Origin of the sequence: Curtobacterium flaccumfaciens (assembly GCF_013359815.1) — a bacterium.
In the GTDB taxonomy this organism is placed as follows: Bacteria; Actinomycetota; Actinomycetes; order Actinomycetales; family Microbacteriaceae; genus Curtobacterium; species Curtobacterium flaccumfaciens.
In genome coordinates, this window is the sequence record NZ_JABMCF010000028.1 from 69,290 (window position 1) to 94,038 (window position 24,749).

General features: G+C 71.5%; 20 protein-coding genes. 12 read left to right on the forward strand and 8 right to left on the reverse strand.

Annotation, left to right across the window (positions count from 1 at the left end):
• Positions 1 to 268 precede the first annotated feature (268 nt).
• The gene (gene proP, locus HP445_RS01360) at positions 269 to 1,834 is read left to right on the forward strand and encodes a glycine betaine/L-proline transporter ProP (protein ID WP_241660462.1); all 1,566 of its coding nucleotides are present in this window, start codon (positions 269 to 271) and stop codon (positions 1,832 to 1,834) included.
• A 148-nt stretch (positions 1,835 to 1,982) separates the two neighbouring features.
• Here proP and HP445_RS01365 read toward each other — a convergent pair whose 3' ends face one another.
• From HP445_RS01365 to HP445_RS01380, 4 genes are read right to left on the reverse strand one after another with little or no spacing between them, the layout of a single operon-like run.
• A complete protein-coding gene (locus HP445_RS01365) occupies positions 1,983 to 3,656 on the reverse strand; it encodes an ABC transporter ATP-binding protein (protein WP_128781299.1) in 1,674 nt (557 codons plus the stop codon).
• Complete coding sequence (locus HP445_RS01370) at positions 3,653 to 4,552, reverse strand: ABC transporter permease (RefSeq protein ID WP_128781300.1); 900 nt, start codon at positions 4,550 to 4,552, stop codon at positions 3,653 to 3,655. Before HP445_RS01370 ends, HP445_RS01365 begins: the two co-directional genes overlap by 4 nt.
• Positions 4,549 to 5,544: an ABC transporter permease gene (locus HP445_RS01375; protein ID WP_128781301.1), complete on the reverse strand. Its 996-nt coding sequence runs from the start codon at positions 5,542 to 5,544 to the stop codon at positions 4,549 to 4,551. Before HP445_RS01375 ends, HP445_RS01370 begins: the two co-directional genes overlap by 4 nt.
• Positions 5,545 to 5,549: 5 nt before the next feature.
• Positions 5,550 to 7,169: an ABC transporter substrate-binding protein gene (locus HP445_RS01380; RefSeq protein ID WP_128781302.1), complete on the reverse strand. Its 1,620-nt coding sequence runs from the start codon at positions 7,167 to 7,169 to the stop codon at positions 5,550 to 5,552.
• A gap of 32 nt (positions 7,170 to 7,201) precedes the next feature.
• Between HP445_RS01380 and HP445_RS01385 the strand changes: the two genes are divergently transcribed.
• Positions 7,202 to 7,801 carry an acyl-CoA-like ligand-binding transcription factor gene (locus tag HP445_RS01385; protein ID WP_111047651.1) on the forward strand — a complete coding sequence of 200 codons (600 nt, stop codon included), beginning with the start codon at positions 7,202 to 7,204 and terminating at the stop codon, positions 7,799 to 7,801.
• A gap of 359 nt (positions 7,802 to 8,160) precedes the next feature.
• On the opposite strand, the gene HP445_RS01390 is transcribed toward HP445_RS01385, so the two are convergent.
• The gene (locus HP445_RS01390) at positions 8,161 to 9,183 is read right to left on the reverse strand and encodes a cation diffusion facilitator family transporter (protein WP_128781303.1); all 1,023 of its coding nucleotides are present in this window, start codon (positions 9,181 to 9,183) and stop codon (positions 8,161 to 8,163) included.
• A 244-nt stretch (positions 9,184 to 9,427) separates the two neighbouring features.
• On the opposite strand from HP445_RS01390, the gene ileS reads away from it, so the two are divergent.
• The 5 genes from ileS to HP445_RS01415 are packed head-to-tail and all read left to right on the forward strand — an operon-like array spanning position 9,428 to position 15,906.
• Entirely contained in the window at positions 9,428 to 12,685 is a 3,258-nt protein-coding gene (ileS, locus tag HP445_RS01395) for an isoleucine--tRNA ligase (protein ID WP_128781304.1), read from the forward strand.
• The gene (locus HP445_RS01400) at positions 12,682 to 14,175 is read left to right on the forward strand and encodes a bifunctional folylpolyglutamate synthase/dihydrofolate synthase (RefSeq protein ID WP_175330762.1); all 1,494 of its coding nucleotides are present in this window, start codon (positions 12,682 to 12,684) and stop codon (positions 14,173 to 14,175) included. The genes ileS and HP445_RS01400 overlap by 4 nt, the downstream gene beginning before the upstream one ends.
• Complete coding sequence (locus HP445_RS01405; RefSeq protein ID WP_128781305.1) at positions 14,172 to 14,588, forward strand: DUF4233 domain-containing protein; 417 nt, start codon at positions 14,172 to 14,174, stop codon at positions 14,586 to 14,588. The genes HP445_RS01400 and HP445_RS01405 overlap by 4 nt, the downstream gene beginning before the upstream one ends.
• Positions 14,589 to 14,623: 35 nt before the next feature.
• On the forward strand, positions 14,624 to 15,043 hold the full coding sequence (ndk, locus tag HP445_RS01410; RefSeq protein WP_017885984.1) for a nucleoside-diphosphate kinase: 420 nt from the start codon (positions 14,624 to 14,626) through the stop codon (positions 15,041 to 15,043).
• 14 nt (positions 15,044 to 15,057) lie between these two features.
• Positions 15,058 to 15,906: a DsbA family protein gene (locus HP445_RS01415; protein WP_128781306.1), complete on the forward strand. Its 849-nt coding sequence runs from the start codon at positions 15,058 to 15,060 to the stop codon at positions 15,904 to 15,906.
• A gap of 66 nt (positions 15,907 to 15,972) precedes the next feature.
• Here HP445_RS01415 and HP445_RS01420 read toward each other — a convergent pair whose 3' ends face one another.
• Together HP445_RS01420 and HP445_RS01425 are read right to left on the reverse strand one after the other, a co-directional pair.
• A complete protein-coding gene (locus HP445_RS01420) occupies positions 15,973 to 16,836 on the reverse strand; it encodes a DsbA family protein (RefSeq protein ID WP_128781307.1) in 864 nt (287 codons plus the stop codon).
• A gap of 31 nt (positions 16,837 to 16,867) precedes the next feature.
• Positions 16,868 to 17,470 carry a vitamin K epoxide reductase family protein gene (locus HP445_RS01425; protein ID WP_164941242.1) on the reverse strand — a complete coding sequence of 201 codons (603 nt, stop codon included), beginning with the start codon at positions 17,468 to 17,470 and terminating at the stop codon, positions 16,868 to 16,870.
• 347 nt (positions 17,471 to 17,817) lie between these two features.
• On the opposite strand from HP445_RS01425, the gene HP445_RS01430 reads away from it, so the two are divergent.
• Together HP445_RS01430 and HP445_RS01435 are read left to right on the forward strand one after the other, a co-directional pair.
• Positions 17,818 to 20,880 (forward strand): Rne/Rng family ribonuclease, encoded by a 3,063-nt coding sequence (locus tag HP445_RS01430; protein WP_128781308.1) that lies wholly within the window; start codon positions 17,818 to 17,820, stop codon positions 20,878 to 20,880.
• Between the two features lies 1 nt (position 20,881).
• On the forward strand, positions 20,882 to 21,823 hold the full coding sequence (locus HP445_RS01435) for a hypothetical protein (protein ID WP_128781309.1): 942 nt from the start codon (positions 20,882 to 20,884) through the stop codon (positions 21,821 to 21,823).
• A 216-nt stretch (positions 21,824 to 22,039) separates the two neighbouring features.
• Here the strand turns inward: HP445_RS01435 and HP445_RS01440 are convergent, their stop codons facing one another.
• Positions 22,040 to 22,312, reverse strand: a complete 273-nt coding sequence (locus HP445_RS01440; RefSeq protein ID WP_128781310.1) for a DUF4031 domain-containing protein — start codon at positions 22,310 to 22,312, stop codon at positions 22,040 to 22,042.
• Between the two features lie 179 nt (positions 22,313 to 22,491).
• Here HP445_RS01440 and rplU point away from each other — a divergent pair, with 179 nt between their 5' ends.
• The 3 genes from rplU to obgE all read left to right on the forward strand — a co-directional run bounded on the left by rplU (position 22,492) and on the right by obgE (position 24,746).
• Positions 22,492 to 22,800 (forward strand): 50S ribosomal protein L21, encoded by a 309-nt coding sequence (gene rplU / locus HP445_RS01445; protein WP_027464715.1) that lies wholly within the window; start codon positions 22,492 to 22,494, stop codon positions 22,798 to 22,800.
• Between the two features lie 12 nt (positions 22,801 to 22,812).
• Positions 22,813 to 23,064 (forward strand): 50S ribosomal protein L27, encoded by a 252-nt coding sequence (rpmA, locus tag HP445_RS01450; RefSeq protein ID WP_017885976.1) that lies wholly within the window; start codon positions 22,813 to 22,815, stop codon positions 23,062 to 23,064.
• 104 nt (positions 23,065 to 23,168) lie between these two features.
• Positions 23,169 to 24,746, forward strand: coding sequence for a GTPase ObgE (obgE, locus tag HP445_RS01455; RefSeq protein ID WP_111054875.1), 1,578 nt, complete (start codon positions 23,169 to 23,171; stop codon positions 24,744 to 24,746).
• Positions 24,747 to 24,749: the final 3 nt, after the last annotated feature.

Here is a 24,749-nt window from a genome sequence, read left to right on the forward strand (position 1 = left end):
TGTGCGGCACCGAGTCCGTGATGAGGTGCCTGAGTGTTCCGCGCCTGACGCGCGGTGCCCCAATCGTAGCGGCCGTGCACGCGTACGCAGGCGGACGAACCGGTCGGACGCGGCCATCACCGAGCAGCGCCTAGCACACCGAACTGTCGGACACGCCCGGAGCCTGCTAGTCTTCCTGGGTTTGTCCGGCGAGCGCAGGGTTCGCAGGAGCTGCAACGTCGCCGTCCGCCGGACGCCCGAAGGAAGCACCGCACCCCGGAGGAACGACTTGGCACCGAACAACGCACCCCACCCGCACGGCGATCGGCCGTTGCGCACGAAGGGCGCCGCGAAGCGCGCTCGTCGCGATCTGACGAAGGACGACGTCACCGTCGTCGAGGAGTCGCTGCTCAAGCGTGCCGTCGCGGCTGCCGCGCTCGGCAACGCCATGGAGTGGTTCGACTTCGGCATCTTCGCGTACCTGACGGTCACCATCTCGCAGGTGTTCCTGCCGCAGGGCGACCCGGCCGCGAACATCGTCGCCACGTTCGGCTTCTTCGCCGCAGCGTTCATCGTGCGCCCGATCGGCGGTGCCGTGTTCGGCCCGATCGGCGACAAGATCGGCCGCCAGAAGGTCCTCGCGCTGACGATGATCCTGATGGCCGCCGGCACGCTCATGATCGGCCTGATCCCGTCGTACGACACGATCGGCTTCTGGGCCCCGGTCCTGCTGCTCGTCGCCCGCTTCGTGCAGGGCTTCTCGACCGGTGGTGAGTACGGCGGCGCCGCGACCTTCATCGCCGAGTACTCGCCCGACAAGCGCCGCGGCTTCATGGGCTCGTGGCTCGAGTTCGGCACCCTCGCCGGCTACGTGCTCGGCGCCTCGATCGTCACCGGCCTGCAGTTCGGCCTGTCCGAGGACGCCCTGCTCAGCTGGGGCTGGCGCATCCCGTTCATCATCGCGGGCCCCCTCGGCCTGATCGGCCTCTACCTGCGCCTCAAGCTCGAGGAGACCCCGGCGTTCCAGAAGCAGCAGGAGCAGGCCGCCGAGCGCGAGGGCCAGAAGACCCCGTTCCTCAAGCTCTTCGCCGAGAACTGGCGCTCGCTCATCATCTGCATCGGCCTGGTCCTGGTCTTCAACGTGACCGACTACATGCTGCTGTCGTACATGCCGACCTACCTCGAGCAGAACCTCGGCCAGAACGCCACGTTCGGCCTGATCCTCATCGTCATCGTGATGCTGCTCATGATGGTCGTCATCACCTTCGGTGGTCGGCTGTCCGACAAGTTCGGGCGCCGTCCGGTGCTCGCCGCCGGCTGCATCGGCTTCATCCTGCTGTCCTGGCCGGCCCTCAAGCTGGTCCAGACCGGCACCGGTGTCGGCGTCTTCGCCGGCCTGCTGATCCTCGGCGTCGTCCTGGTCACGTTCACCTCGACCATGCCGTCGACGCTGCCCGCGCTGTTCCCGACGATCATCCGCTACGGCGCCCTGGCGATCGCGTTCAACGTGTCGGTGTCGCTCTTCGGCGGGACCACCCCGCTCGCGACCGCTGCGCTCATCAACGCCGCGAAGGACGCCGGGTACGGCTGGGCCGAGGACATCCCCGCGTTCTACCTGATGCTCGCCGCCGTGATCGGCCTGGTCGCGGTGTACTTCACCAAGGAGACCGCCGCGAGCCCGCTCATGGGCTCCGGCCCGACGGTCGGCTCCGAGGACGAGATCGCCGGCGTCATCGAGGACTACAACGACCCGACGTCGGAGCTCGCGCAGTCCGACTGGGCGAAGGACTTCTCGACGAGCGAGATCCCGATCATCTCGACCGACGCCGCTCAGAAGGAACCCTCCGGTTCCTGACCACGGGGCCGCCCCGCGGCAACCCGGCCAGGAGGCCCGGTGCACGTCCGTCACGGACGCGCACCGGGCCTCCTGGCCGTACCAGGGCCGTCGGTGACGGCACGCGCGCAGCGACAGTCCACGGGCAGGAGCGCGCGTGGACTGTCGCTCAGTCCGTGAGGTCGGCTGCGGTCCCCGCGGCTGGGCCCGCTGCCAGCCGCTCCGCGGCGTGCAGCAGCCGCGCGGTCACCGGGTGCGCCGGGCGCGCGAAGACCTCGGCGGCGGGGCCGTGCTCGACGACCGCGCCGCGGTGCACCACGAGGACGTCGTCGGCCATCCGCCGGACCGCCCGGAGGTCGTGCGACACGAACACCATCGCCACGCCGGTCTCGTCGCGGAGCCGTTCGAGCAGCCGCAGCACGGCGTCCTGCACCGTGGCGTCGAGGGCGGTCACCGGCTCGTCGAGCACGATCACCTCGGGGTCGGTCGCCAGCGCACGGGCGATCGCGAGCCGCTGTCGTTGCCCGCCGGACAGGGTGCGGGGGGAGCGGGACCGCAGCACGGGGTCGAGGTCGACCTGCCGCAGTGCCGCGTCGGCCCGGTCGCCGAGCGCACCGCGTGCCCGCCGCTCGTCTCCGCGTGAGAACGCGTCGGCGAGGACCCGCTCCACGTTCCACCGTTCGTCGAACGTCGCGCCGGGGTCCTGCACGACGGCCGCGACCCGGTGCCGTCGGGTGCGTCGCTCGCGTTCGGGCAGTGGAGCCCAGGGTTCGTCGTCGAGCGTGACCGTACCGGCGTCGAGTGTCTCGAGCCCGAGGAGCATCCGCGCCAGCGTCGTCTTGCCCGAGCCCGAGGCGCCGATCACCCCGAGCACCCGGCCGCGTTCGAGCCTGAACGACACGTCGTCCACCGCGAGCATCCCGCCGTAGCCGCGCGAGAGCCCCTGCGCCGCGAGCACGTCCCTCGCACCGTGCGAGGTCGGTTCCGAACCGTGCGAGGATCCGGCTCCCGTGCGAGCCTCGACGCCTCGCACGGTATCCGGAACCTCGCACCGAACCACAGCGGGCGCCGCCGCGGCAGCACCGGCCGCGCGCACCAGCGCCCGGGTCGCGGGGTGCTGCGGCGCCGCGAAGACCTCGGCGACCGCGCCCTGCTCGACGATCCGGCCCTCGTGCACGACGGCGACCCGGTCCGCCCACCCCGCGACGAGCCCCAGGTCGTGCGTGATGACGAGCAGTCCGGCACCCCGGGTCTGCGCGCCACGCAGCTGTTCCATCACGGTGACGGCGACCTCGGCGTCGAGCGCCGTCGTCGGTTCGTCGGCGACCAGCAGCGCGGGGGACCCGACGGTCGCTGCGGCGATGAGGGCCCGCTGTCGCATCCCGCCCGACAGGGTCCCGGCGAGCCGGCCGTCGGTCGCGATGTCCGGGTCGAGGCCCACCGCGGCCAGGGCGTCGCGCACGGCGTCCACGCGCTCGGCCGCACGCATCTCGGTGTGCAGGCGGAGGCTGTCGGCGACCTCGCGCCCGACGGGGCGAAGCGGGTCCAACGCGCCCAGGGCCTCCTGGCCGACGTAGCCGACCCGTGATCCCCGCAGCCGGCGCCACCGCCGGTCCGTGTACCCGCCGACGTCGACGCCGTCGACCGTGAACACGTCGGCGTGCACGGCGGCGCCGGGCGCGGACAGGCCGAGCACGGCGCGGGCGGTGACGGTCTTGCCGGAGCCGGACGCCCCGACCAGGGCGACGCACTCGCCGGCGTCGACGCGCAGGTCGACTCCGTGCACGATCGGGGTGCCGCCGATGGCGACGGTGAGCCCGCGGACGTCGAGGACGGCGCTCACCGCGCGGCCCCGGTCCGTCGGATCGCCCGGCCGAGCACGGTGACGGCGGTCGCGAGCACCACGATCGCGAGTCCGGGGAAGGTGCTCATCCACGGTGCGGTCTGCAGGTAGGTGCGACCGTCGGCGAGCATCGCGCCCCACTCCGGCGCGGGCGGGGGCGTGCCGACGCCGAGGTAGCTCAGCGCCGAGGCCCACACGACCGCCTGCCCGACCCCGAGCGTGGCGACGGCGACGACGGGCCAGAGCGCCGTCGGCAGCACGTGCCGGACCACGGTGCGGGCGGGGGAGCGGCCGAGCAGCACCGCCGTCTCGACCACCTGCGAACTCCGGGCGGCCCGGACCAGGCCGCGCACGATCCGGGCGTACCCGGGAGCGGTCGCGAACCCGACGGCGAGCACCGCCGGCACCGGACCCGGACCGGTCACGGCGATGACGACCAGGGCGACGAGCAGCAGCGGCAGGGCGAACGCGACCTCGGTGACGCGGCCGATGACGGCGTCGAGCAGGCGTCCGAGTCGTCCGGCCCCGGCACCGAGCCCGGCGACGACGCCGAGCAGGACGCCCACGCCGCCGCCGATCAGGGTCGCGGCGACGCCGACGACGAGCGATGCCCGGGTCCCCGCGACCACCCGCGCCAAGACGTCGCGTCCGGACTCGTCGGTGCCGAACGGGTGCGCGCCGCTCGGGGCGGCCAGGGCATCTTCGGGGTGCACCGCGAGTGGGTCCCCGCCGCCGAGCAGGGCGGGCCACACCGCCGCCACGACGGCGACCAGGACGACCACCCCCGCGGCGATGCCGCCGGCGCCGAGCGTCCCCCCACGGACGCGCTCGGTGCCGACGGCGGTCTGGTGGCCGGGCGTTCCGGTCTGGAGGCCCGGGTCGGCGATCCCGCTCACCGCGCGCCCGCCGGACGGCCGGGCTCACGGCGTCGCGCACCGCCGGGGCGCAGGGCCGCGTTCCGTGCGGTGCTGCGCGGGTCGACGGCACGTTCGACGAGGTCGGCCACGGCCAGCACGACCACGTACGCGGCCGCCGACACCATCGCGATGCCGGCGACGAGCGGCATGTCCCGCTGGGTGACCGCGGTGACCAGGGCGCGGCCGATGCCGGGCAGGGCGAACACGGACTCGACGACCACGGCCCCGGAGACGAGCGACCCGAAGGCCCACGCGGACAGCGCGATCCCGGGCAGGGCGGCGTGCCGGAGCAGGTGCCGTCCGAACAGGCCGAGGCGGGTCTCGCCCCGACCCCGGGCGGCGAGTGCGAAGGCGGAGCGCTGCGCGTCGACCACGCCGTCGCGCACGGTCTCGGCCAGGTACCCGGCGACCGGCACGGCCACGGTCAGCACCGGGAGCACCCAGCCGCGCGCGGTGCCGTCACTGACCGCCGGCACCCACCCCAGGGACGTGGCGAACACGACGATGAGCACGCTGCCGAGCCAGAAGTGCGGCATCACGCTCGCGGTGACGCTCAGGGCGCTGGTGAGCCCGGCGGCGATCCGGCCGCGTTGCGTCGAGGCCCAGGCGGCGACGATCGCCAGCACCCAGGCGACGACGAGGCCGGCGACCGCGAGCGTCAGCGTGACGGGCAGCTGCTGGGCGAGGAGCGTCGCGACCGGGGTGCGGAAGGCGTACGAGTCGCCGAGCTGGCCGGTCGCCAGGCGTCCGAGGAACACCGCGTACTGCACCAGGACCGGCTGGTCGAGGCCGTACTCGTGGCGGACCTGGGCGACGGCCTCGGACGAGGCCTGCGAGCCCGGTCCGCCGAGGATCGCGAGCGCCGGGTCACCGGGGATGAGCCGGATCGCGACGAAGACGATCGTCGCGACGGCCCAGAGCACGCCGATGCCCCCGGCGAGCCGCCGGACGGCCCACCAGACCCATCGCATCCGTGTCAGCGGTCGATCCAGGCGGTGCCGAACCACGGCGTCGAGACCGGGGTGGCCCGGATGCCGTGCACGGACGAGCGCACCAGGAAGTGGTTCTGCTGGTCGTACAGGGGGAGCACGGTGTCGCTCGCCAGGATCGCCTTCTGCGCCTGCTCGTACAGGTCGGCGCGCTCGTCGGCGTCCGAGGTGCGGGCGGCCTGCTCGAGCAGCCGGTCGACGGCGGGGTCGTCGAGCTGGGCGAGGTTCGCGAAGTAGCCCGACGGTGCCGGTTCGATGCTCGCGCTGTCGTACAGGATGCGCAGGACGTCGGGGCCGACCTTCGTGTACGGGGCGCTGACGACGTCGTACTCGTTCGCGGCGAGGGCGGCGTACCAGCTGGACAGGTCGAGTTCGTCGAGCACGACCTTGAACCCGACGGCCTTCTCGGACGCCTGGATCTGCTGGAACAGGCTGCGCTCGGCCGGCACCGACTGGTTCGTCGAGACGGGGAACGTCACGGTGAGCTGCTGGCCGTCCTTCTCGCGGATGCCGTCGGACCCGACCTTCCACCCGGCGTCGTCGAGGAGCTGCTTCGCCTTGGTGGGGGAGTAGTCGAACCGGCTCTTCTCGGAGTACGCGAGCGGCTCCGCGCTCGAGAGCACCGAGTACGAGCGCTTCGCGGTGCCGAGGAACAGCGACTGCAGGCCGGGGTCGATCTCGGCACCGGCGATGAAGGCCTGGCGCACTGCTTCGTCACGGAAGACCCCGTGCCCGGAGTTCAGCTCGAGCCGGTTCGAGGCGCCGGGGCGCGGGGCGTCGAGGTCGCGGATGGCGCCCTTCGCCGACGCGGCCTTGAGCTGGTCGGGCTGGGCGTTGTCGATCACGTCGACCTGGCCGGACTGCAGTGCGGCGTAGCGCGAGGTCGAGTCCGGCAGGAACCGCCACGTGATGCCGGACAGGCGCGGCTTCGTCGCACCCCAGTAGTCGGTGTTCTTCGTCAGGGTGACGCGGTCGCCGTGCTTCCAACCGGTGACCTCGAAGGGTCCGGTGCCGACCGGGGACTCGCAGTTCGTTGCCTGCTTCCGTTCGAGCGCCTTCGGGGACTCCATGCCCACCCAGGGCTGCGAGAAGGACTCGAGCAGCGCGCTGTCCGGTCGGCTCAGCGTCAGCGTGACGGTGTGCTCGTCGGTGGCGGTCGCCTTCGTGATGGACTGCAGCGCCAGGTACCCGGTGCTCGAGGCGGTGGCCGGGTCCTGCACGTGCTCGAGGTTCGCCACGACCGCGGCGGCGTCGAACGGGGTGCCGTCGGTGAAGGAGACGTCGTCACGCAGGGTGAACGTCAGGGTCTTCCCGTCGTCGCTCGTGCTCCACTTCGTCGCGAGTTCCGGCGTGGGCTTGCCGTCCTCGAGTCCGACGAGCTCCTCGATGTACTGCGTCGCCAGGAGTGCCTGCGGGTAGTTGCCGCCGACGTGCGGGTCGAGGCAGGTCGGTTCGGCGTCGCCGGAGGCGTAGGTGAGCGTGCCGCCCGCGACCGGGGTGCTGCTCCCGGTGCTCGTGCCCGGTCCGCTGCAGGCAGCGAGGACGAGCAGGACCGCCGAGGCGCCCGCGACGGCGGTGATGGTTTTCTGTACTGAGTCCAAGATCATGGCTGACCGAGTCTAGCGGTTTACTGGGGCCCATGGACGAACCGATCCGCCGCGGTGGCCGACCCCGACGCTCGAGCGCCGAGGTCCTCGCGGACGCCGCCGCCGAGCTCTTCCTCGAGCAGGGGTACGGACGCACCACGGTCGACCAGATCGCCGCGCGCGCCGGGGTCAGCCGTGCGACGTTCTTCAACTACTTCCCGGCGAAGGCCGACGTGATGTGGCTCGAACTCGACGCCGCCGTCGCCGGGCTGCCCGGGTACCTCGCCGCGTCGACCGAGCCGAGCGTCGTCCGGGCCGTCGAGCAGGCGCTCCTCGCCGCTGCCCGTGCCCACGACCCCGAGCGGGTGCCGTGGGCCGTCGCGCAGGCCGAGGTGATGGGCATCGGGCCCGAGCTGGTGGCGGGCGTCGCGGTCCGGGTGACGGCGCAGCACGAGGCCGTCGCCGCCTTCGTCGCGGGCCGCACGGGGGAGCAGCAGCGCTCGCTCTGGCCGCAGACGGTGTCCGGCGCGATGCTCGGTGCCGCCGCCGCGGCGTTCGGGGTGTGGGTCACCGACGGGGTCGGCCGCCGTGCGCTCGTCGAGTACGTCGCGGCGGCGCTCACCCCGGTGGTCGCGGGCCTCGACGCCCGCTGACACGCCGGCGTCTTCGCGCGACGCCGCCTCGACGGCGAGACGCCGCTGAAACCGGCGGCGTCTCGAGCCCGTGGCGGCGTCTTGCTGGTACGCGGGCGTCCCCCGCGCCGCGCGCGGGGCGGTGGTCGTGACCGACGGTCGGTCTGGAGGCTCGTGGCGGCCTGGCACCGCGCCTCCCGTCCGCCGCTCGGTCGCCCACAGAACACGCCGTCGTCTTCGCATGACGCCGCCTCGCAGGCGAGACGCCGCCGAATGAGGCGGCGTCTCGAGCCCGGGGCGGCGTCAGACGGACACGCCGGCGTCTTGCGACACGAACCCGGCCACCCGGCCACCCGGCCACCCGCGCGCCCAGTCGACGCTCACTCCGTGCGCAGGGTCCCCGCCCCACCGGACGCCACGTCCGAAGCCGTCCCGTCGCGCACGACCTCGGGCACGTCGCCGTCGGTCGGCACCAGCGACTCGTCGCCCGGGTAGCTCAGGGTGAGGACGGCCTCCTCGATGTACGGGCTGTCCTCGAGCGACTGCTCCACGTCGCGCAACCGCACCGCCACGTGCTCCTCGGTCTCGTTGCCCGTCAGGTCGACGGCCGCGACGAGGTACACCCGCGACGGCCCCACGAACTCCAGGTGCAGGTAGGTGACCCGCTCGACCTGCGACCGGCCCAGCAGCTCGACGAGCACCGCGTTCTCGAGCTCCGGGGACGTGCTCTCGCCGAGCAGGAACCGGCGGTTGCGGTCGATCAGGACGATCGCCACGACCCCGAGCAGCACACCGATCGCGATGGAGCCGAGCGCGTCGAAGACCGCCAGCCCGGTGACCTGGTGCAGGAACACCCCGAGGAACGCCACGACCAGGCCGATCAGCGCCGCCGCGTCCTCGGCGAACACCGCACGGAGCGTCGGGTTCGACGACTGCAGCACGTGCCGCAGGACCGGGACCTTGCGCTTCGTCGCGGCGCCGTGCGCCTGTCGGTACGCCTGCAGGAAGCTCGTGCCCTCGAGCAGGAACGCGACCCCGAGCACGACGTAGTTGAGGACGACGTCCTCGGCCGGCCCGGTGTCCCCGAACTCCGAGATGCCGTGGTAGATCGACACGATCGCGCCGGCCGTGAACAGGCCGAACGCGGCGAACATCGACCAGATGTACGTCTCGCGTCCGTACCCGAGCGGGTGCGCGGTGTCCCGCTTCTTGCCGCCCCGTCGTTCCGCGACGAGCAGGAATACCTCGTTGCCGGTGTCCGCCCAGGAGTGCGCCGCCTCGGCCACCATCGAGGCCGAACCCGAGACGAGCGAGGCGACGGTCTTCGCGATCGCGACGAGCAGGTTCGCCCCGAACGCGATCAGGACGGTGACGAGTGACTCGGGGCGTTCTTCTGCGGGCATCACTCAAGCATGCTCCCGTCCGGTAAAGTCGTGTTCCACGAGCGTCGATCCGGCCATCACCGGGGAGCTTCCGGAAGAACACGGAGCGCACCAGCGCCTCCGTCAGTAGAACCGGGCGGGTTCGGGACCGTCACCATCCCCGACACAGAGTGGTCGCACAGCGCACGTTGGGCGGCAAACGAGGTGGTACCGCGGAACCTGTTTCCGTCCTCGTGGAGATCGAGCGAACCCACAAGGAGTCCCGGTGCCGTACCCGTTGAACGCCGATGCCGATGGCGTCGTCCCCTCGCCGAGCTTCCCCGCCGTCGAGCGGGGCATCCTCGCCTTCTGGAAGCGCGACGACACGTTCCAGGCGTCCATCGACGCGCGACAGGGCTGCCCGGAGTGGACCTTCTACGACGGCCCGCCCTTCGCCAACGGCCTGCCGCACTACGGGCACCTCCTGACCGGCTACGCCAAGGACGTCTTCCCGCGCTACCAGACCATGCGCGGCAAGCAGGTGCACCGCCGCTTCGGCTGGGACACCCACGGCCTGCCCGCCGAGCTCGAGGCGATGCGGCAGCTCGGCATCACCGAGAAGCACGAGATCGACGCCATGGGCATCGACGTCTTCAACGCCGCCGCCAAGAAGTCCGTGCTGCAGTACACCGACGAGTGGCAGGAGTACGTCACCCGCCAGGCGCGCTGGGTCGACTTCGAGGACGACTACAAGACCCTCGACGTCACCTTCATGGAGAGCGTGGTCTGGGCGTGGAAGCAGCTCTGGGACAAGGGCCTGGCGTACGAGGGCTTCCGGGTCCTGCCGTACTGCTGGAACGACCAGACGCCGCTGTCCAACCACGAGCTGCGCATGGACGACGACGTCTACAAGATGCGCCAGGACCAGTCCGTCACCGTCTCGTTCCCGCTGCACGGCGACCGCGCTTCCGCGCTCGACCTGACCGGTGTGCGGGCGCTCGCCTGGACGACGACCCCCTGGACCCTCCCGACGAACGCCGCGCTCGCGGTCGGTCCGGAGATCGCGTACGCGGTCGTCCCGGCAGGGCCTGGAGGCGCGGCTGACGGTGCCGACGCCGGTTCCGTCTCCTACCTGCTCGCGTCCGACACCGTGGCCGCGCACGCGAAGGAGCTCGGCTACGCCTCGGGTGACGAGGCGCTCGCCGCCGTCGCGCGCACGCTGACGGGCGCCGAGCTCGACGGTGTCGAGTACGAGCGGCTGTTCGACTTCCTAGCCGACCAGGAAGGGTACGAGAACGCTTGGCGAGTACTGGTCGCCGAGTACGTCGAGACCGGTGAGGGCACCGGCATCGTGCACCAGGCCCCGGCCTACGGTGCCGACGACCAGGAGGTCTGCGCCGCCGCCGGCATCCCCGTCGTGCTGTCCCTCGACGAGGGCGGCGTCTTCACGTCGCAGTTCGGCGAGGTCGCCGGCATGCTCTGGTCGGACGCGAACAAGCCGCTGACCAAGGCCGTCCGCGACGCCGGGCGACTGCTCCGCCAGGCGTCCTACGAGCACAGCTACCCGCACTGCTGGCGGTGCCGGAAGCCCCTCATCTACAAGGCCGTCTCGTCGTGGTTCGTCCGCGTCACCGAGCTCCGCGACCGCATGGGCCAGCTCAACCAGGACATCAACTGGGTGCCGGACAACGTCAAGGACGGCCAGTTCGGCAAGTGGGTCGGCAACGCCATCGACTGGTCGGTCTCGCGCAACCGCTACTTCGGCACGCCGATCCCGGTGTGGCAGTCCGATGACCCCGAGTACCCGCGCACCGACGTGTACGGCTCGCTCGCCGACATCGAGCGCGACTTCGGTCGGCTGCCGGTGAACGCCGAGGGCGAAGTGGACCTGCACCGGCCGTTCATCGACGACCTGACGCGGCCGAACCCCGACGACCCGACGGGCAACTCGACGATGCGCCGGATCACCGACGTGTTCGACGTGTGGTTCGACTCCGGGTCGATGCCGTACGCCCAGGTGCACTACCCGTTCGAGAACCGGGAGTGGTTCGAGTCGCACAGCCCGGCCGACTTCATCGTCGAGTACATCGGGCAGACGCGCGGCTGGTTCTACGTCATGCACGTGCTCTCCACCGCGCTGTTCGACCGGCCGGCGTTCCAGAACGTCATCAGCCACGGCATCGTCCTCGGCTCGGACGGCCAGAAGATGTCGAAGTCGCTCCGGAACTACCCGGACGTCTCCGAGGTCTTCGACCGCGACGGTGCCGACGCCATGCGCTGGTTCCTCATGTCCTCGTCGGTGATCCGCGGCGGCAACCTCGTCGTCACCGAAGAGGGCATCCGCCAGGGCGTCCGCGAGTTCATGCTGCCGCTGTGGTCGACGTACTACTTCTTCACCCTGTACGCGAACGCCTCGGGTCCGGACGGGTACCGGGCCCAGCGCCGGACCGACTCGACCGACGTGCTCGACCGGTACCTGCTCGCGAAGACCCGGGTCCTCGTCACCGACGTCCGGACGCACCTCGACGCGCTCGACACCCCACTCGCGGCCCAGGCCGTCCGCGACTTCGCCGACGTGCTCACGAACTGGTACGTCCGCCGCTCGCGCGACAAGTTCTGGACCGGGGCCGACGCGGACGCCGGCGCCGAGACCCGTGCGGCGTTCGACACGCTGTACACCGTGCTCGAGACCCTGACCCGGGTCGCCGCCCCGCTCGCGCCGCTCGTCACCGAGGAGATCTGGAAGGGCCTGACCGGCGGACGCAGCGTCCACCTGACGGACTTCCCGGACCCCGACGAGTTCCCCGCCGACGACGCCCTCGTCGACGCGATGGACCGCGTGCGCGACGTCGCCTCGAAGGGTCTGGCGCTCCGCAAGGCCACCGGCAAGCGCGTCCGCCTGCCCCTGGCCACGCTGACCCTGGTGGTGCCGGACCCGGCCGCGGTCGAACCGTTCGCCGACATCCTGCGCGACGAGCTCAACGTCAAGCGCGTGGTGCTCGAGGCCCAGGCCGAGGAGTCGCTGGCGCAGTACGGCATCGAGCGGAAGCTCACCGTCAACGCCCGCGTCGCCGGCCCCCGCATCGGCAAGCAGGTGCAGCAGGTGATCCCGGCCGCCAAGAAGGGCGACTGGACCGCGACCGACTCCGGCGTGACCGTCGGTGGCGTCGACCTGATCGAGGGCGAGTACTCGCTCGACCTCACCGTGGCCGACGCCTCGGTGGCCGTGGCGTTCCTCGACGAGGGCGGCTTCGTCGTGCTCGACACCGTGACGACGCCCGAGCTCGAGGCCGAGGGGCTCGCCCGTGACGTCGTCCGCGCCGTCCAGCAGGCCCGCCGCGACGCCGACCTCGACGTCAGCGACCGCATCGCCCTGACCCTCCGGGTGGACGACACGGCCGACGGCGCGGTCCGCGCGCACCAGGAGCTCATCGCGGGGGAGACCCTGGCGACGAGCGTCGAGATCGTGCCCCTCGGGGCGGACGACACCACCACCGACGTCGGTGACGGTGCGAAGGTATCCGTGGAGGTAGCACGCGCATGAGTGACCACGACCAGTACGACGACCACGAGGCGAACGAGGAGTTCGTCGGACACGACGAGTTCGACGGGCGCAGTGCGGACGGCATCCGGATCCCGGTCGGCCCCTCCGGCGACGCTCCGGCCGACGCCGTGCCCTACGGCGGCGACGACGACGAGGTCCGCCGCGTCGAGGCCGCCCTGTACGCCCGCATCGGCGAACAGGCCCCCGAGCGCCGGCTGACCGCCACGCGCCGCGCCGTCGAGCTGCTCGGCGACCCGCACCTGGCGTACCCGGTGATCCACGTGACGGGCACGAACGGCAAGACGTCGACCGCGCGCACCATCGAGAGCATCGTCCGGGCCCACGGTCTGCGCACCGGCCTGATGACGAGCCCGCACCTGGTGTCGATCCGGGAGCGCATCGTGGTCGACGGCCAGCCGATCGCGGCCGACCGGTTCGTCGAGAACTGGGACGACATCGCCCCGGTGCTCGAGATCACCGACCGCGAGCTCGCCGACAAGGGCGAACTCCCGCTGACCTTCTTCGAGGCGCTCACCGTGCTCGCCCTGGCGTGCTTCGCCGAGGCCCCGGTGGACGTCGCCGTGATCGAGGTCGGCATGGGCGGCGAGTGGGACTCCACCAACGTCGTGCAGAGCCAGGTGTCGGTGTTCACGCCGATCGCCATCGACCACGCGAAGCAGCTCGGTGCCACCGTGGCCGAGATCGCCCGCACCAAGTCGGGCATCGTCAAGCCGTCGTCCGCCGTGGTGTCGAGCCGGCAGGTCCCCGAGGCCCTCGCCGAACTCGAGCGCGCCGCCGAGCTCACCGAGTCCACCCTGGCCGTCGAGGGCACGGGATTCAGTGTCGTCGACGTCACCCCGGCCGTGGGCGGACAGCTCATCACCGTGCAGGGCATCGCTGGCCGCTACGACGACCTGTTCCTGCCGCTGTTCGGTCGGCACCAGGCCGAGAACGCCGCCGTGGCGATCGCGGCGGTCGAGTCGTTCCTCGGCCGCGGGGCCCAGGCCCTCGACGAGGACGTCCTGTCCGAGGGCATCGCCGGCACGACCAGCCCCGGTCGCCTGCAGCCCATCGCGACCGACCCGACCGTCGTCGTCGACGCCGCGCACAACCCGCACGGTGCGAAGGCCCTGGCCGAGGCGCTGCCGGTCGCGTTCCCGTCCGAGCACGTCGTCGGCGTCGTCGGGATCCTCGGCGACAAGGACGCCCGCGGGTTCGTCCGTGCGCTCAAGGACACCGTCGCCACGTTCGTCGTGACGCAGCCGCCAGGGGAGCGTGCGCTCGACGCGGACGAGTTCGCCCGGGTCGTCGTCGACGAGGTCGGCGAGGACCGCGTCGTCGTCGAGCCGTCCCTGGCGTCCGCACTGCAGGAAGCGCGCAGCCTGGCCGACGAGGCGGACGCCGAGGACGCCCTCGTGCTCGTCGCGGGCTCCATCGTGATGGTGGGCGCGGTCATGGACCTCGTGCACCGCGAAGGCGAGGCGAAGTGACGGACGCACCACGGGCCTCCCGGCCGGGCCGCGCACCGCGCACCCGGAAACCGCGCCGCGAACGCGGGGCGCAGGAGAGCCTGCTCTCGATCACGCTCGTGCTCGAGGCGATCATGTTCTTCTTCCCCATGCTCGTCGTCTTCGGCAAGGGCACGCTGCCGCCCGCAGCGGCCTTCGGCGGGGGCATCGGCGCGATCATCGTCCTCGCAGCTGCCTCACGTCTGATGGGCAACCGGGCCGGTGTATGGTTCGGGTGGCTGCTGCAGGCGGCCATCCTCGCCACCGGGTTCATCGAACCGTTCATGTTCGCGGTCGCCGTGGTGTTCCTGGCGCTGTGGGTCTTCTGCTTCGTCAAGGGCGGTCAACTGGACGGTCAGAACGCCGCGCGCCGAGCGGCCATGGGCGAGGACTGACCACCACATTCGACCCCGAACACAGGGAGTACTGCGTGTCCGACTTCGAAGAGACCCTCGTCCTCGTCAAGCCCGACGGCGTCGCCCGCCAGCTGACCGGTGAGATCCTCCGCCGGATCGAGGCGAAGGGCTACGAGCTCGTCGACCTGAAGATGCTCACCGCGCCGCGTGACCTGCTCGACGCGCACTACGAGGAGCACCAGGGCAAGCCGTTCTTCGAGCCGCTCGTCGAGTTCATGCAGTCCGGTCCGGTCGTCGCCGTGCGCGTCGCCGGCAACGGTGCGATCGCGGGCTTCCGCTCGCTCGCCGGCACCACCGACCCGACCTCGGCCGCGCCCGGCACCATCCGTGGTGACCTGGGCCGCGACTGGGGCCTCAAGGTGCAGCAGAACCTGGTCCACGGTTCGGACAGCCCCGAGTCGGCCGCGCGCGAGCTCGCGCTCTGGTTCGCCTGAGCGACGGGGACGACGTGACGAACAACGACCGACCCACCAAGAACGAGCGGCGTCAGCACGCCCGAGAGGTCGCACGCCAGCGCGCCGACGCCGAGAAGCGCCGCAAGCGCCGCAACAAGTGGTTCCTGCAGGGCGGCATCGGCCTGGGCATCGTGGCGATCGCCGCGATCATCGCGATCGTCGTGGTGAACGTGAACAACGCGCCCGTGGTGTCGGCAGCCGGGCCGAAGAACATGGCCACCGGCGCGATCCAGTTCACCGGCCAGGACGGCAAGGTCACCCCGGTGGCCACGCCGGCCGTCTCCCCGACGGGCTCGGCCTCGCCGGTCCCGACGGCGAACAGCGACGGTGCCGTGACGGTCACCGAGTACGTCGACTGGGCCTGCCCGGTCTGCAAGCAGTTCGAGGCGGCCTACTCCGACCAGATCCTCGACAAGGTGAAGTCGGGCGACGCGACCCTGGCGATCCAGCCGGTGTCGATCCTCGACCGCAGCTACGCGGGCTCCCGCTACGCCAGCCGCGCCGCGAACGCCGCCATGTGCGTGGCGAACTACGCGCCGGACAAGTTCCTCGACGTGCAGACGCAGTTCTTCGAGAACCAGCCGGCCGAGGGCACCAAGGGCCTGACCAACTCCGAGATCGCGAAGCTCGTCAAGGCGGGCGGCGCGACCGGTTCGGACCTGTCCCAGTGCCTGTCGTCCGAGCAGTTCAAGGGCTGGGTGACGAAGTCGACGCAGGCCGTCACCACGAACGAGGCGCTCGCGGGCACGCAGGGCTTCGGCACGCCGACGATCGTCGTCGACGGCACGCGCCTGGACGACCTGAGCACCGTCATCACCGCGATCGACGCCGCGGCGAAGTAGCACTCCCCGAACGACTGACGGCCCTCGCTCCCATCCGGGAGCGGGGGCCGTTCGTCGTGAGGGGGGCTAGGACGTCCCGCCGTGCTGCCGGACGAAGGCCGCGAACGCGTCGACGTCGGCGAGGGACGCTGCACCGTCCGCGTTGTACTGCTCGCCGTCGACGATGATCGTCGGCGTGCTCGTGATCCCGTCGAGCGACGAGTTCGGCACCGGGTCGTTCATCGCCCGGTTCGTGGCGTCGGCGACCCACGCGGCGAAGTCCTGCCGGGTGATGCACGGTGTCACGGCCGGGTCCGTCGCCCCGGCTTCGTGCGCGAGGGACGCCAGCTCGTCGTTCGTCAGTCCGCGCGTGCTCTCCGAGGGCTGGTGGTCGTAGAGCGAGCTGTTGAAGGCCAGGAACGCGTCCGGGTCGTGGTCCGCGACGCACGCGGCAGCCGCAGCGGAGCGGGTCGAGTACCGCGATCCGAGCGACACGCGGTCGAGCAGCCCGAGCGGATGCAGCTCGAGGGTGGCGGTTCCGTCCTCGACCCACTGTCGGATCCGGGGCATCTGGGCCGTCTCGAACTGGTTGCAGTACGGGCACATGTAGTCCGCGTAGATCGTGATGGCGGCCTTCGAGCCGTCCTGCGCGGTCGGCGTCGGGGTCCCGCCGTCGGGCACCGCTCGCGTCTCGACGGGCACGATCCTGCCGTGCACCCCGGTGAGCAGGACACCGTCGCTCACCGCGTTCCGCGGACCCGGCCCGGCGGGCTGCACGGAGTTCGCGATGACCAGGACGACCACCGTGACCACCGCGAGGCCACCGACGATGATCCCGCTGATGCCGAGTGTGCGGAGGCGCCGGCGTCGAGACTGCTCTGCCGCCCGTGCCGCTCGCGCGCGTTCCAGTGCGGCGTCGCGGCGCGCCCTGCTGCTCTCGTGCTCGCTCATCGATCCCGAGCGTAGGGGCAGCGGGGACGGCTCAGAAGCTGGTGAGGACCGCGGGGAACTTGATGATGATCGTGACGATGATGACCAGGTAGTTCGCCAGCACGAACGCCCAGCTGAAGGGCAGGAGCGACCGCCCGACACGCTGTGCCCCGGCGCCGAAGCGACCCTGGGCGGCGTTCCAGATCGTGAACACCCAGAACATCGGGATCGTCATCGACCAGACGAGCATGCACCACGGGCACAGCGCGCCGATGACGAACACGGTCTGCGTGAACAGCCAGGTCACGAACACCCACGCCAGGAAGACACCGGCGTTGAAGACGATCCAGAACCAGCGCGAACCGTTCCGGAACCCGGCGAGCAGCAGCACCGCGACCGCGATCGGGGCGACGAACCCCATGACGCCGAGCAGCGGGTTCGGGAACCCGAACAGGTGCCCCTGCCAGCTGGCCATCACGTCGGAGCAGTTGATGAACGGGTTCACGTCACAGCTCAGGACGGCCTTCGGGTTCTCGTACTTCGTGAACTCGTCGAGGACGAGCCGGAACGAGCCGAACAGGCCGACGATCCCGGTGACGAGCAGGAAGACCGCCATCGCGATCGGACGACGGGGGGCAGGTGCAGACGCGGTCACGCGGTCATCATCGCATGCGGGTTCCGGTGCTTTCCGGGTGCGGCATGCGATAATGCCTGGAGGTCGTGCGGCCAACCGCACACCGAAGAGAGCTTTCCGAGTGACGCCCCACCGGGCCGAACCCGGACGATCCGGTGCGGTGAGAGCGCACTGTGGTCGGGCAGCGTCACTCCGATGCCGAGCCGGAACGGGCCGGGTGCCCGGACCGGAACGGGCGCGGACGCAACGAGAAGTTGACGCGGACCGATCACGAGACAGCGAGCGCGGGGGCGTCGACGCCGCCCGCCACGACACAGAATTCCCGCCACCCGAAAGGGTGCGAGTGGGGCCGAGGAGTGCACCAGTCCATGGTGGAGCAGAACAACGACAACACGACCAACGACGAGAACGCGCCGAAGCGCCGGAGCCGCCTGTTCGGCGGTCGCCGCGCCCGGTCGTCCGGCCAGGAGGCTGGGCCCACGCGAGCCGGTTCCGACGCGTCGCGAAGCGACGTGGCGGCCGAGCTCGTGGGGAGGGGCGCCGAGCAGGCACCCCACGCCGACGAGACCCTCGCGCTGACGGGCGGCGCTGACGCCCGTCCCGCGGCCAGCGTCGCGTCGGCCGGTTCGCCGGACTCTCCCGGTTCGCCGGACTCGCCCGACTCCCCGGCATCGCCGGCGTCGCCCGTCGAGCCGACCGGCACCGGGGCGGTCTCCGTCGCGGTCGAGGCGGTCGCCGACAGCGGTGCCGAGCCGCACGACGTGAGCACGCTGACCGGTGACCTGCCGGTCGTGACGGGCGACCGGTCGGCCACCGCGACCGACGGGGCGGACGCGGACCGCGCCTCCCGTCCGGCCGACGCCGCACCGACGGCCGAGGTGAGCGGCGACGCCGCACCCGCCGACGAGCCGTTCGTGCCGAAGGCCACGAGCACGCTCAGCCTGATCTTCCACGCGCCGGTGCTGCCGGAGCTGCCGCAGCGCGCGCCCCGGTTCGAGCGTGACCGCGACCGCGACCGCGACCGTGACCGCGACGAGGACGACCGCTACGACCGCGAGGACCGCTTCGACCGCGACCGCGACCGCGACGACCGCGACGACCAGGGCGGCTCGCGCCGTCGCTCGCGTCGCCGTGGTTCGAGCGCCGACCGCGAGGCCCGCGAGCCGCGCGACCACCAGGAGCCGCGCCGCCGCGAGCCGGAGCTCATCACCGAGCCGCAGCGCATCAAGGGCTCGACCCGGCTCGAGGCGAAGAAGCAGCGCCGTCGTGACGGCCGCGACGCCGGACGCCGCCGCCAGGTGGTCAGCGAGGACGAGTTCCTCGCCCGCCGCGAGAGCGTCGACCGCCAGATGATCGTCCGCTCCAGCTCGTCGACGATCGAGATCGGCGTGCTCGAGGACGGCATCCTCGCCGAGCACTACATCACCAAGTCCGAGAACGTGTCGCTCATCGGCAACGTCTACCTCGGCAAGGTGCAGAACGTCCTGCCCTCGATGGAGGCGGCGTTCGTCGACATCGGTCGTGGCCGGAACGCCGTGCTCTACGCCGGTGAGGTCGACTGGAACTCCGTCGAGACCGGCAACCACGGTCGCCGCATCGAAGCAGCACTCAAGCCGGGCGACAAGGTCCTCGTGCAGGTCACGAAGGACCCGGTCGGCCACAAGGGTGCCCGCCTCACCAGCCAGATCTCGCTGCCGGGTCGCTACCTGGTCTACGTGCCGAACGGCTCGATGAACGGGATCTCGCGCAAGCTGCCGGACACCGAGCGTGCCCGACTGAAGAAGATCCTGAAGGAGGTCCTGCCGGAGCACGCGGGCGTCATCGTGCGCACCGCTGCCGAGGGCGCGACCGAGGAGCAGCTCACCCGCGACGTGCAGCGCCTGACCAGCCAGTGGGAGGCCATCCAGAAGAAGGTCGCCGGTGGTCACGCACCGGTCATGCTGCACTCCGAGCCGGACCTGCTCATCAAGATCGTGCGTGACGTCTTCAACGAGGACTTCACGAAGCTGATCATCGACGGCGAGGCCGCCGGTGGCACCATCGACGAGTACCTGTCGGCCGTGGCCCCGGACCTCAAGGACCGCGTCGTCCGCTACGAGGGCCCGGACTCCTTCGAGGAGTTCCGCCTCAACGAGCAGATCGACAAGGCGCTCGACCGCAAGGTCTGGCTGCCCTCCGGTGGTTCGCTCGTCATCGACCGCACCGAGGCCATGACGGTCGTCGACGTCAACACGGGCAAGTTCGTCGGTTCCGGGGGCAACCTCGAAGAGACGGTCACGAAGAACAACCTCGAGGCCGCCGAGGAGCTCGTCCGCCAGCTCCGCCTGCGCGACATCGGCGGCATCATCGTCGTCGACTTCATCGACATGGTGCTCGAGGAGAACCGCGACCTCGTGCTCCGCCGCCTGGTGGAGTGCCTGAGCCGCGACCGCACGAAGCACCAGGTCGCCGAGATCACCTCGCTCGGCCTCGTGCAGATGACCCGCAAGAAGATCGGTGTCGGCCTGCGCGAGTCCCTCGACGAGGTCAACGCCAAGATCAACGACAACAACGCCGACCCGGGCCCGAGCAAGGGGCGTCGCAAGGGTCGTGGTGGGAACGGCAACGAGAACGGCCGATCCGACAACGGCAACGGCGGCAAGGGGAACTCCGGTTCCTCCGGGCAGTCGAACGGTGCCTCCGGCCAGGCGCACCAGATCACCGACGACGTGAAGAACGCGCTGTCGCGTATCGCGGCCTCGACCCTCTCGCACGACGAACAAGAGGCCGCAGCCGCTGCCGTGACAGCGACGGAGGCCACGGCACCGTCGTCGGCCGACGCGTCGACCGGCCCGGACAGCACAGGTGGCGAGCAGCCGACCGGTTCGAAGCGTCGTCGCCGTGGCCGTGGCGGCCGCGGGGCAGAGCAGCAGAGCGGCGACCAGCGCGCCGGAGACCAGCAGAGCGGCGACCAGCAGGCCGCTGCCGACGCTCGGGCCACCGATGCACCGCAGGCACCCGCTGCCGAGCAGTCGGACGCGTCGGGGTCGTCGGTCACCGCTGAGCCCGCCGTGGTCGTCGAGGCCGAGGCGCGCGCGCCGAAGGGTGCTGCTCCGGCCGTCACCGAGCCCGCAGCCGCACCGAAGACGAAGGCCCCGGCCCGTCGTCGCGTGAGCTCGAGCGCCACCGTGACGCCGACCGACAACACCGTGGCGATCCTGGACATCCCGATCGCCGCGGCGCCCAAGCGCGAGCCCCGCGCGGTCGCCCCGGACGCCGAGTCCCTGCTCGACTCGGTGCTCCAGGCGCTCCCGGAGCCGAAGCAGCCCGGACAGGGGCGCTCGCGCTCCCGCCGGGTCTCGTCGCCGAGCATCAGCGCTCCCGCCACGCCGACGGAGGAGTCGACCGACGACGCCGACGGCTCCGACGGCGCAGTGATCCTGGGGAACTGACGTGACGAACCCGGGCGACCCGCAGCAGCAGCGTGGGTACTACGGTGCGGGCTGGTCCCAGCCCGCACCGCCCGGCCCGGGTGCCCAGCAGCCCGGCGGCCCGGTGCCGCCGCAGCAGGGCGGTGTGCCGCAGTACGGGCGTCAGCCCGGTGCCGGCGCGCCGTACGCCCCGCCGCGGCCGCCCCGTGCCCCGGCCGACCCGCGCCGGGCCTTCGCGCCCGGCGCTTCGGTGACGAACACGGCCGGTGCGCTCATCGCCGTGGTGGCCCTGGTGCTCGTCGAGTTCGTGTCCGGGCTCTTCGGGCTGCTCGGCACCTCGCTCGTGGTCAGTCCGTTCCGGCACTACGGCGCCGGCACGAGTCTGCTCGGCAGCTTCACGACCGGGGTCTTCGTGGCACCGTTCCCGTACTACGTCGGTGCGTTCCTGGCCCTGGCGTTCCTGACGCCGATCGACCGCCGCAGCCCGCTGCCGAGGCTCCTGCTCCGCGTGGTCCTCGCGGGCGCCGCTGGCACGGTGGCCCTGATGCTCGTCGGGGTCTTCACCGGCTCGTTCGGAGCGGCCACCGCCGGCGGCTCCCAGCTCGTCATCGACGTGCTCACGCGGCCACTGCAGAACGGTCTGCCGTTCACCGTGATGCTCCTGGCGACCGCGACGGCGGCCTGGCTCTGGCTCGGTCGGCCGCGCCGCGGACGAGGCGCGCCGACGACCCCGGGGATGCCGGGCACCGTCCGACCCGCCGACGCGGTCCCGCCCTCGACGATCCAGCCGCAGGCTCAGCAGCAGCAGCAGCAGCAGCAGCCGCAGCAGCCGCCGGCACCGTACGGGCAGGGGCGTGTGCAGCCCGACCCCCACGGCCAGTACGGCGGGCAGTACGGCGCCGGGCCGCGCTCCGATCAGCAGCAGCCCCCGGCGAACCCCTGGGGCGGTCCAGCGCCCCGCTGAGCCCGTTCGCGACCCCTCGCACGGCGCGAGGCCCCGCCGCGTCACAGCCGCCCCCTTCGAGCCGTGCGGGGTTCCGTACTCGGTGCGCCCGTCTCCACGTCGCACCGAACACGGAACCTCGCACCGTTCGCGCGGCCCTGCGAGCCGGCGGCGCACCGTGTGCGGCGCCGGGCGGGGCGGACGCACGCCGCGCCTCCCGGGCGTCCGGACGCGCGGTCAGATGCCGCGCTTGTCCCGCTGCGCCACGCGCAGCCCACTCCGGATCAACCGCAGCACGAGCTCGCGACCGGTCACGGCCGAGGCGCCAGCGGCCACAAGTTCGTCGTACCGCGAGAGCGGGACGTCGTAGTGGTCGTGGTCGAACGCACGGCGCGGCACCCCGGCCCGCGCAGCGAACGCGTGGAGTTCCGCGTAGGATTCATCACTGACGAGGTGCGACCACAGTGTGTCGTGGGCGGGCCACGTCGGTGGGTCGATCAACACGGTCACCGTGCAATCGTACGGGTGTCGCCGTTTGACCGGACCCAGGGTGATCGAGTATTCTCGGTCCCTGGTGTCAGCGGGCCGTTCTGCCTGCGTCGCCGATCGGGCCCGGCCTTCCGGGAGCCGCTCGTGCAGAAGTGGGCACCCGAGACTTCCCTCAAGCAGAGTTACGTAAGGATTTCCACGTGGTTTACGCAGTAGTGCGCGCCGGCGGCCGTCAGGAGAAGGTCGAGGTCGGCACCATCCTGACCATCGACCGTGCCAAGGCGGACGACAAGGGCAACATCGACCTCGCCCCCGTGCTCCTCGTGGACGGTGACAAGATCACGTCGGCGGCTTCCGAGCTCGCGAACGTGACCGTCACCGCCGAGGTGCTCGACGACCTCCGTGGTCCCAAGGTCATCATCCAGAAGTTCAAGAACAAGACCGGGTACAAGAAGCGCCAGGGTTTCCGCGCTGAGCTGACCCGCGTCAAGATCACCAAGATCGCGTAAGGGAGTCAACTCATGGCACACAAGAAGGGTGCGAGTTCCACTCGCAACGGTCGTGACTCGAACGCACAGCGCCTCGGCGTGAAGCGCTTCGGTGGCGAGGTCGTCAACGCCGGCGAGATCATCGTCCGCCAGCGCGGCACGCACTTCCACCCGGGCGCCAACGTCGGCCGCGGTGGCGACGACACGCTGTTCGCCCTCTCGTCCGGTTCGGTCGAGTTCGGCACCAAGGGTGGCCGCAAGGTCATCAACATCGTCAACGCGTAGTCGTTCGAACGACTGCAGCTGGAGGGGCGGGCCGAGTGCCCGCCCCTCCTTCGCTTTTCCCGCCGACGATCCCGTCGGCACAACGAAACACCTGGAGTGGACCCATGGCGACCTTCGTCGACCGCGTGACCCTGCACCTCAGCGCGGGGCACGGCGGCAACGGCTGCGTGTCGGTCCGCCGTGAGAAGTTCAAGCCCCTCGCCGGGCCCGACGGCGGCAACGGCGGTGACGGCGGCGACATCGTGCTCGTGGCCGACCCGCAGGTGACGACGCTGCTCGGCTACCACCGTTCCCCGCACCGCTCGTCGAAGAACGGGCAGCCCGGCATGGGTGACCACCGCAGCGGTGTGAGCGGCGAGGTCCTCGAGCTCCCGATGCCCGTCGGCACCGTGGTGTACGACGAGTCCGGCGAGGTCATCGCCGACCTCACCGAGCCCGGCATGCGCGTCGTCGTGGCCCCCGGTGGACAGGGCGGCCTCGGCAACGCGGCGCTCTCCACCACGAAGCGCAAGGCCCCCGGCTTCGCGCTGCTCGGCACCGAGGGCTGGGCCGGGGACATCAGCCTCGAGCTGAAGACCATCGCCGACGTGGCCCTGGTCGGGTTCCCGAGCGCCGGCAAGTCCTCGCTGATCGCGGCCGTCTCCGCCGCCAAGCCGAAGATCGCGGACTACCCGTTCACGACCCTCACCCCGAACCTCGGTGTCGTCGAGTCCGGTGACACCCGCTTCACCGTCGCCGACGTCCCCGGTCTGATCGAGGGCGCGTCCGAGGGCAAGGGCCTGGGGCTCGAGTTCCTGCGCCACGTCGAGCGGTGCGAGGCGCTGCTCCACGTCATCGACTGCGCCACGCTCGACCCGGGCCGTGACCCGATCAGCGACCTCGACGTCATCCTCGGCGAACTCGAGCGCTACCCGGTCCCCGAGGGCCAGGTGCCGCTGCTCGAGCGCCCGCAGCTCATCGCCCTGAACAAGATCGACGTGCCCGAGGCGCAGGAGCTGGCCGAGTTCGTCACCGCCGAGCTCGAGGGCCGCGGCTACCGCGTCTTCCCGATCTCCACGGCGTCCCGCAAGGGGCTCCGCGAGCTGACGTTCGCCCTGGCCGACATCGTCGAGCAGGCCCGCGCCGCCCGTGCGGCCGAGCCGGTGCCGGAGCGCATCGTGCTCCGCCCCCGTTCGGTCAACGAGAAGCCGTTCACCGTGCGCGCCGAGGGTGGCGAGGAGCACCGCTTCTACCGCGTCCGCGGCGCGAAGCCGGAGCGCTGGGTCCAGCAGACCGACTTCACCAACGAAGAGGCGATCGGCTACCTGGCCGACCGGCTCGCGAAGCTCGGCGTCGAGGACGGCCTGTTCAAGGCCGGAGCCGTCGCCGGCTCCACCGTCGTCATCGGTGGCGACGGCGGCATGGTCTTCGACTGGGAGCCCACGCTCACGTCGACCGCGGAGCTCATCACGAGCGCCCGTGGGACCGACGCCCGCATCGGTGCGACGTCACGTCCGACCCGCAACGAGCGGCGCGAGGAGTACTTCGAGCGGATGGACGCCAAGGCGGCGGCCCGTGCCGAGCTCGAGCAGGAGCGCGTCTCCGGGCTCTGGGTGGACGACGAGGTGGTGACCAGCGACCAGCTCGGCACCGGCGACCAGTTCGACGCCGACCAGGTCGAGACCAGCGACCAGAAGGACTGACCG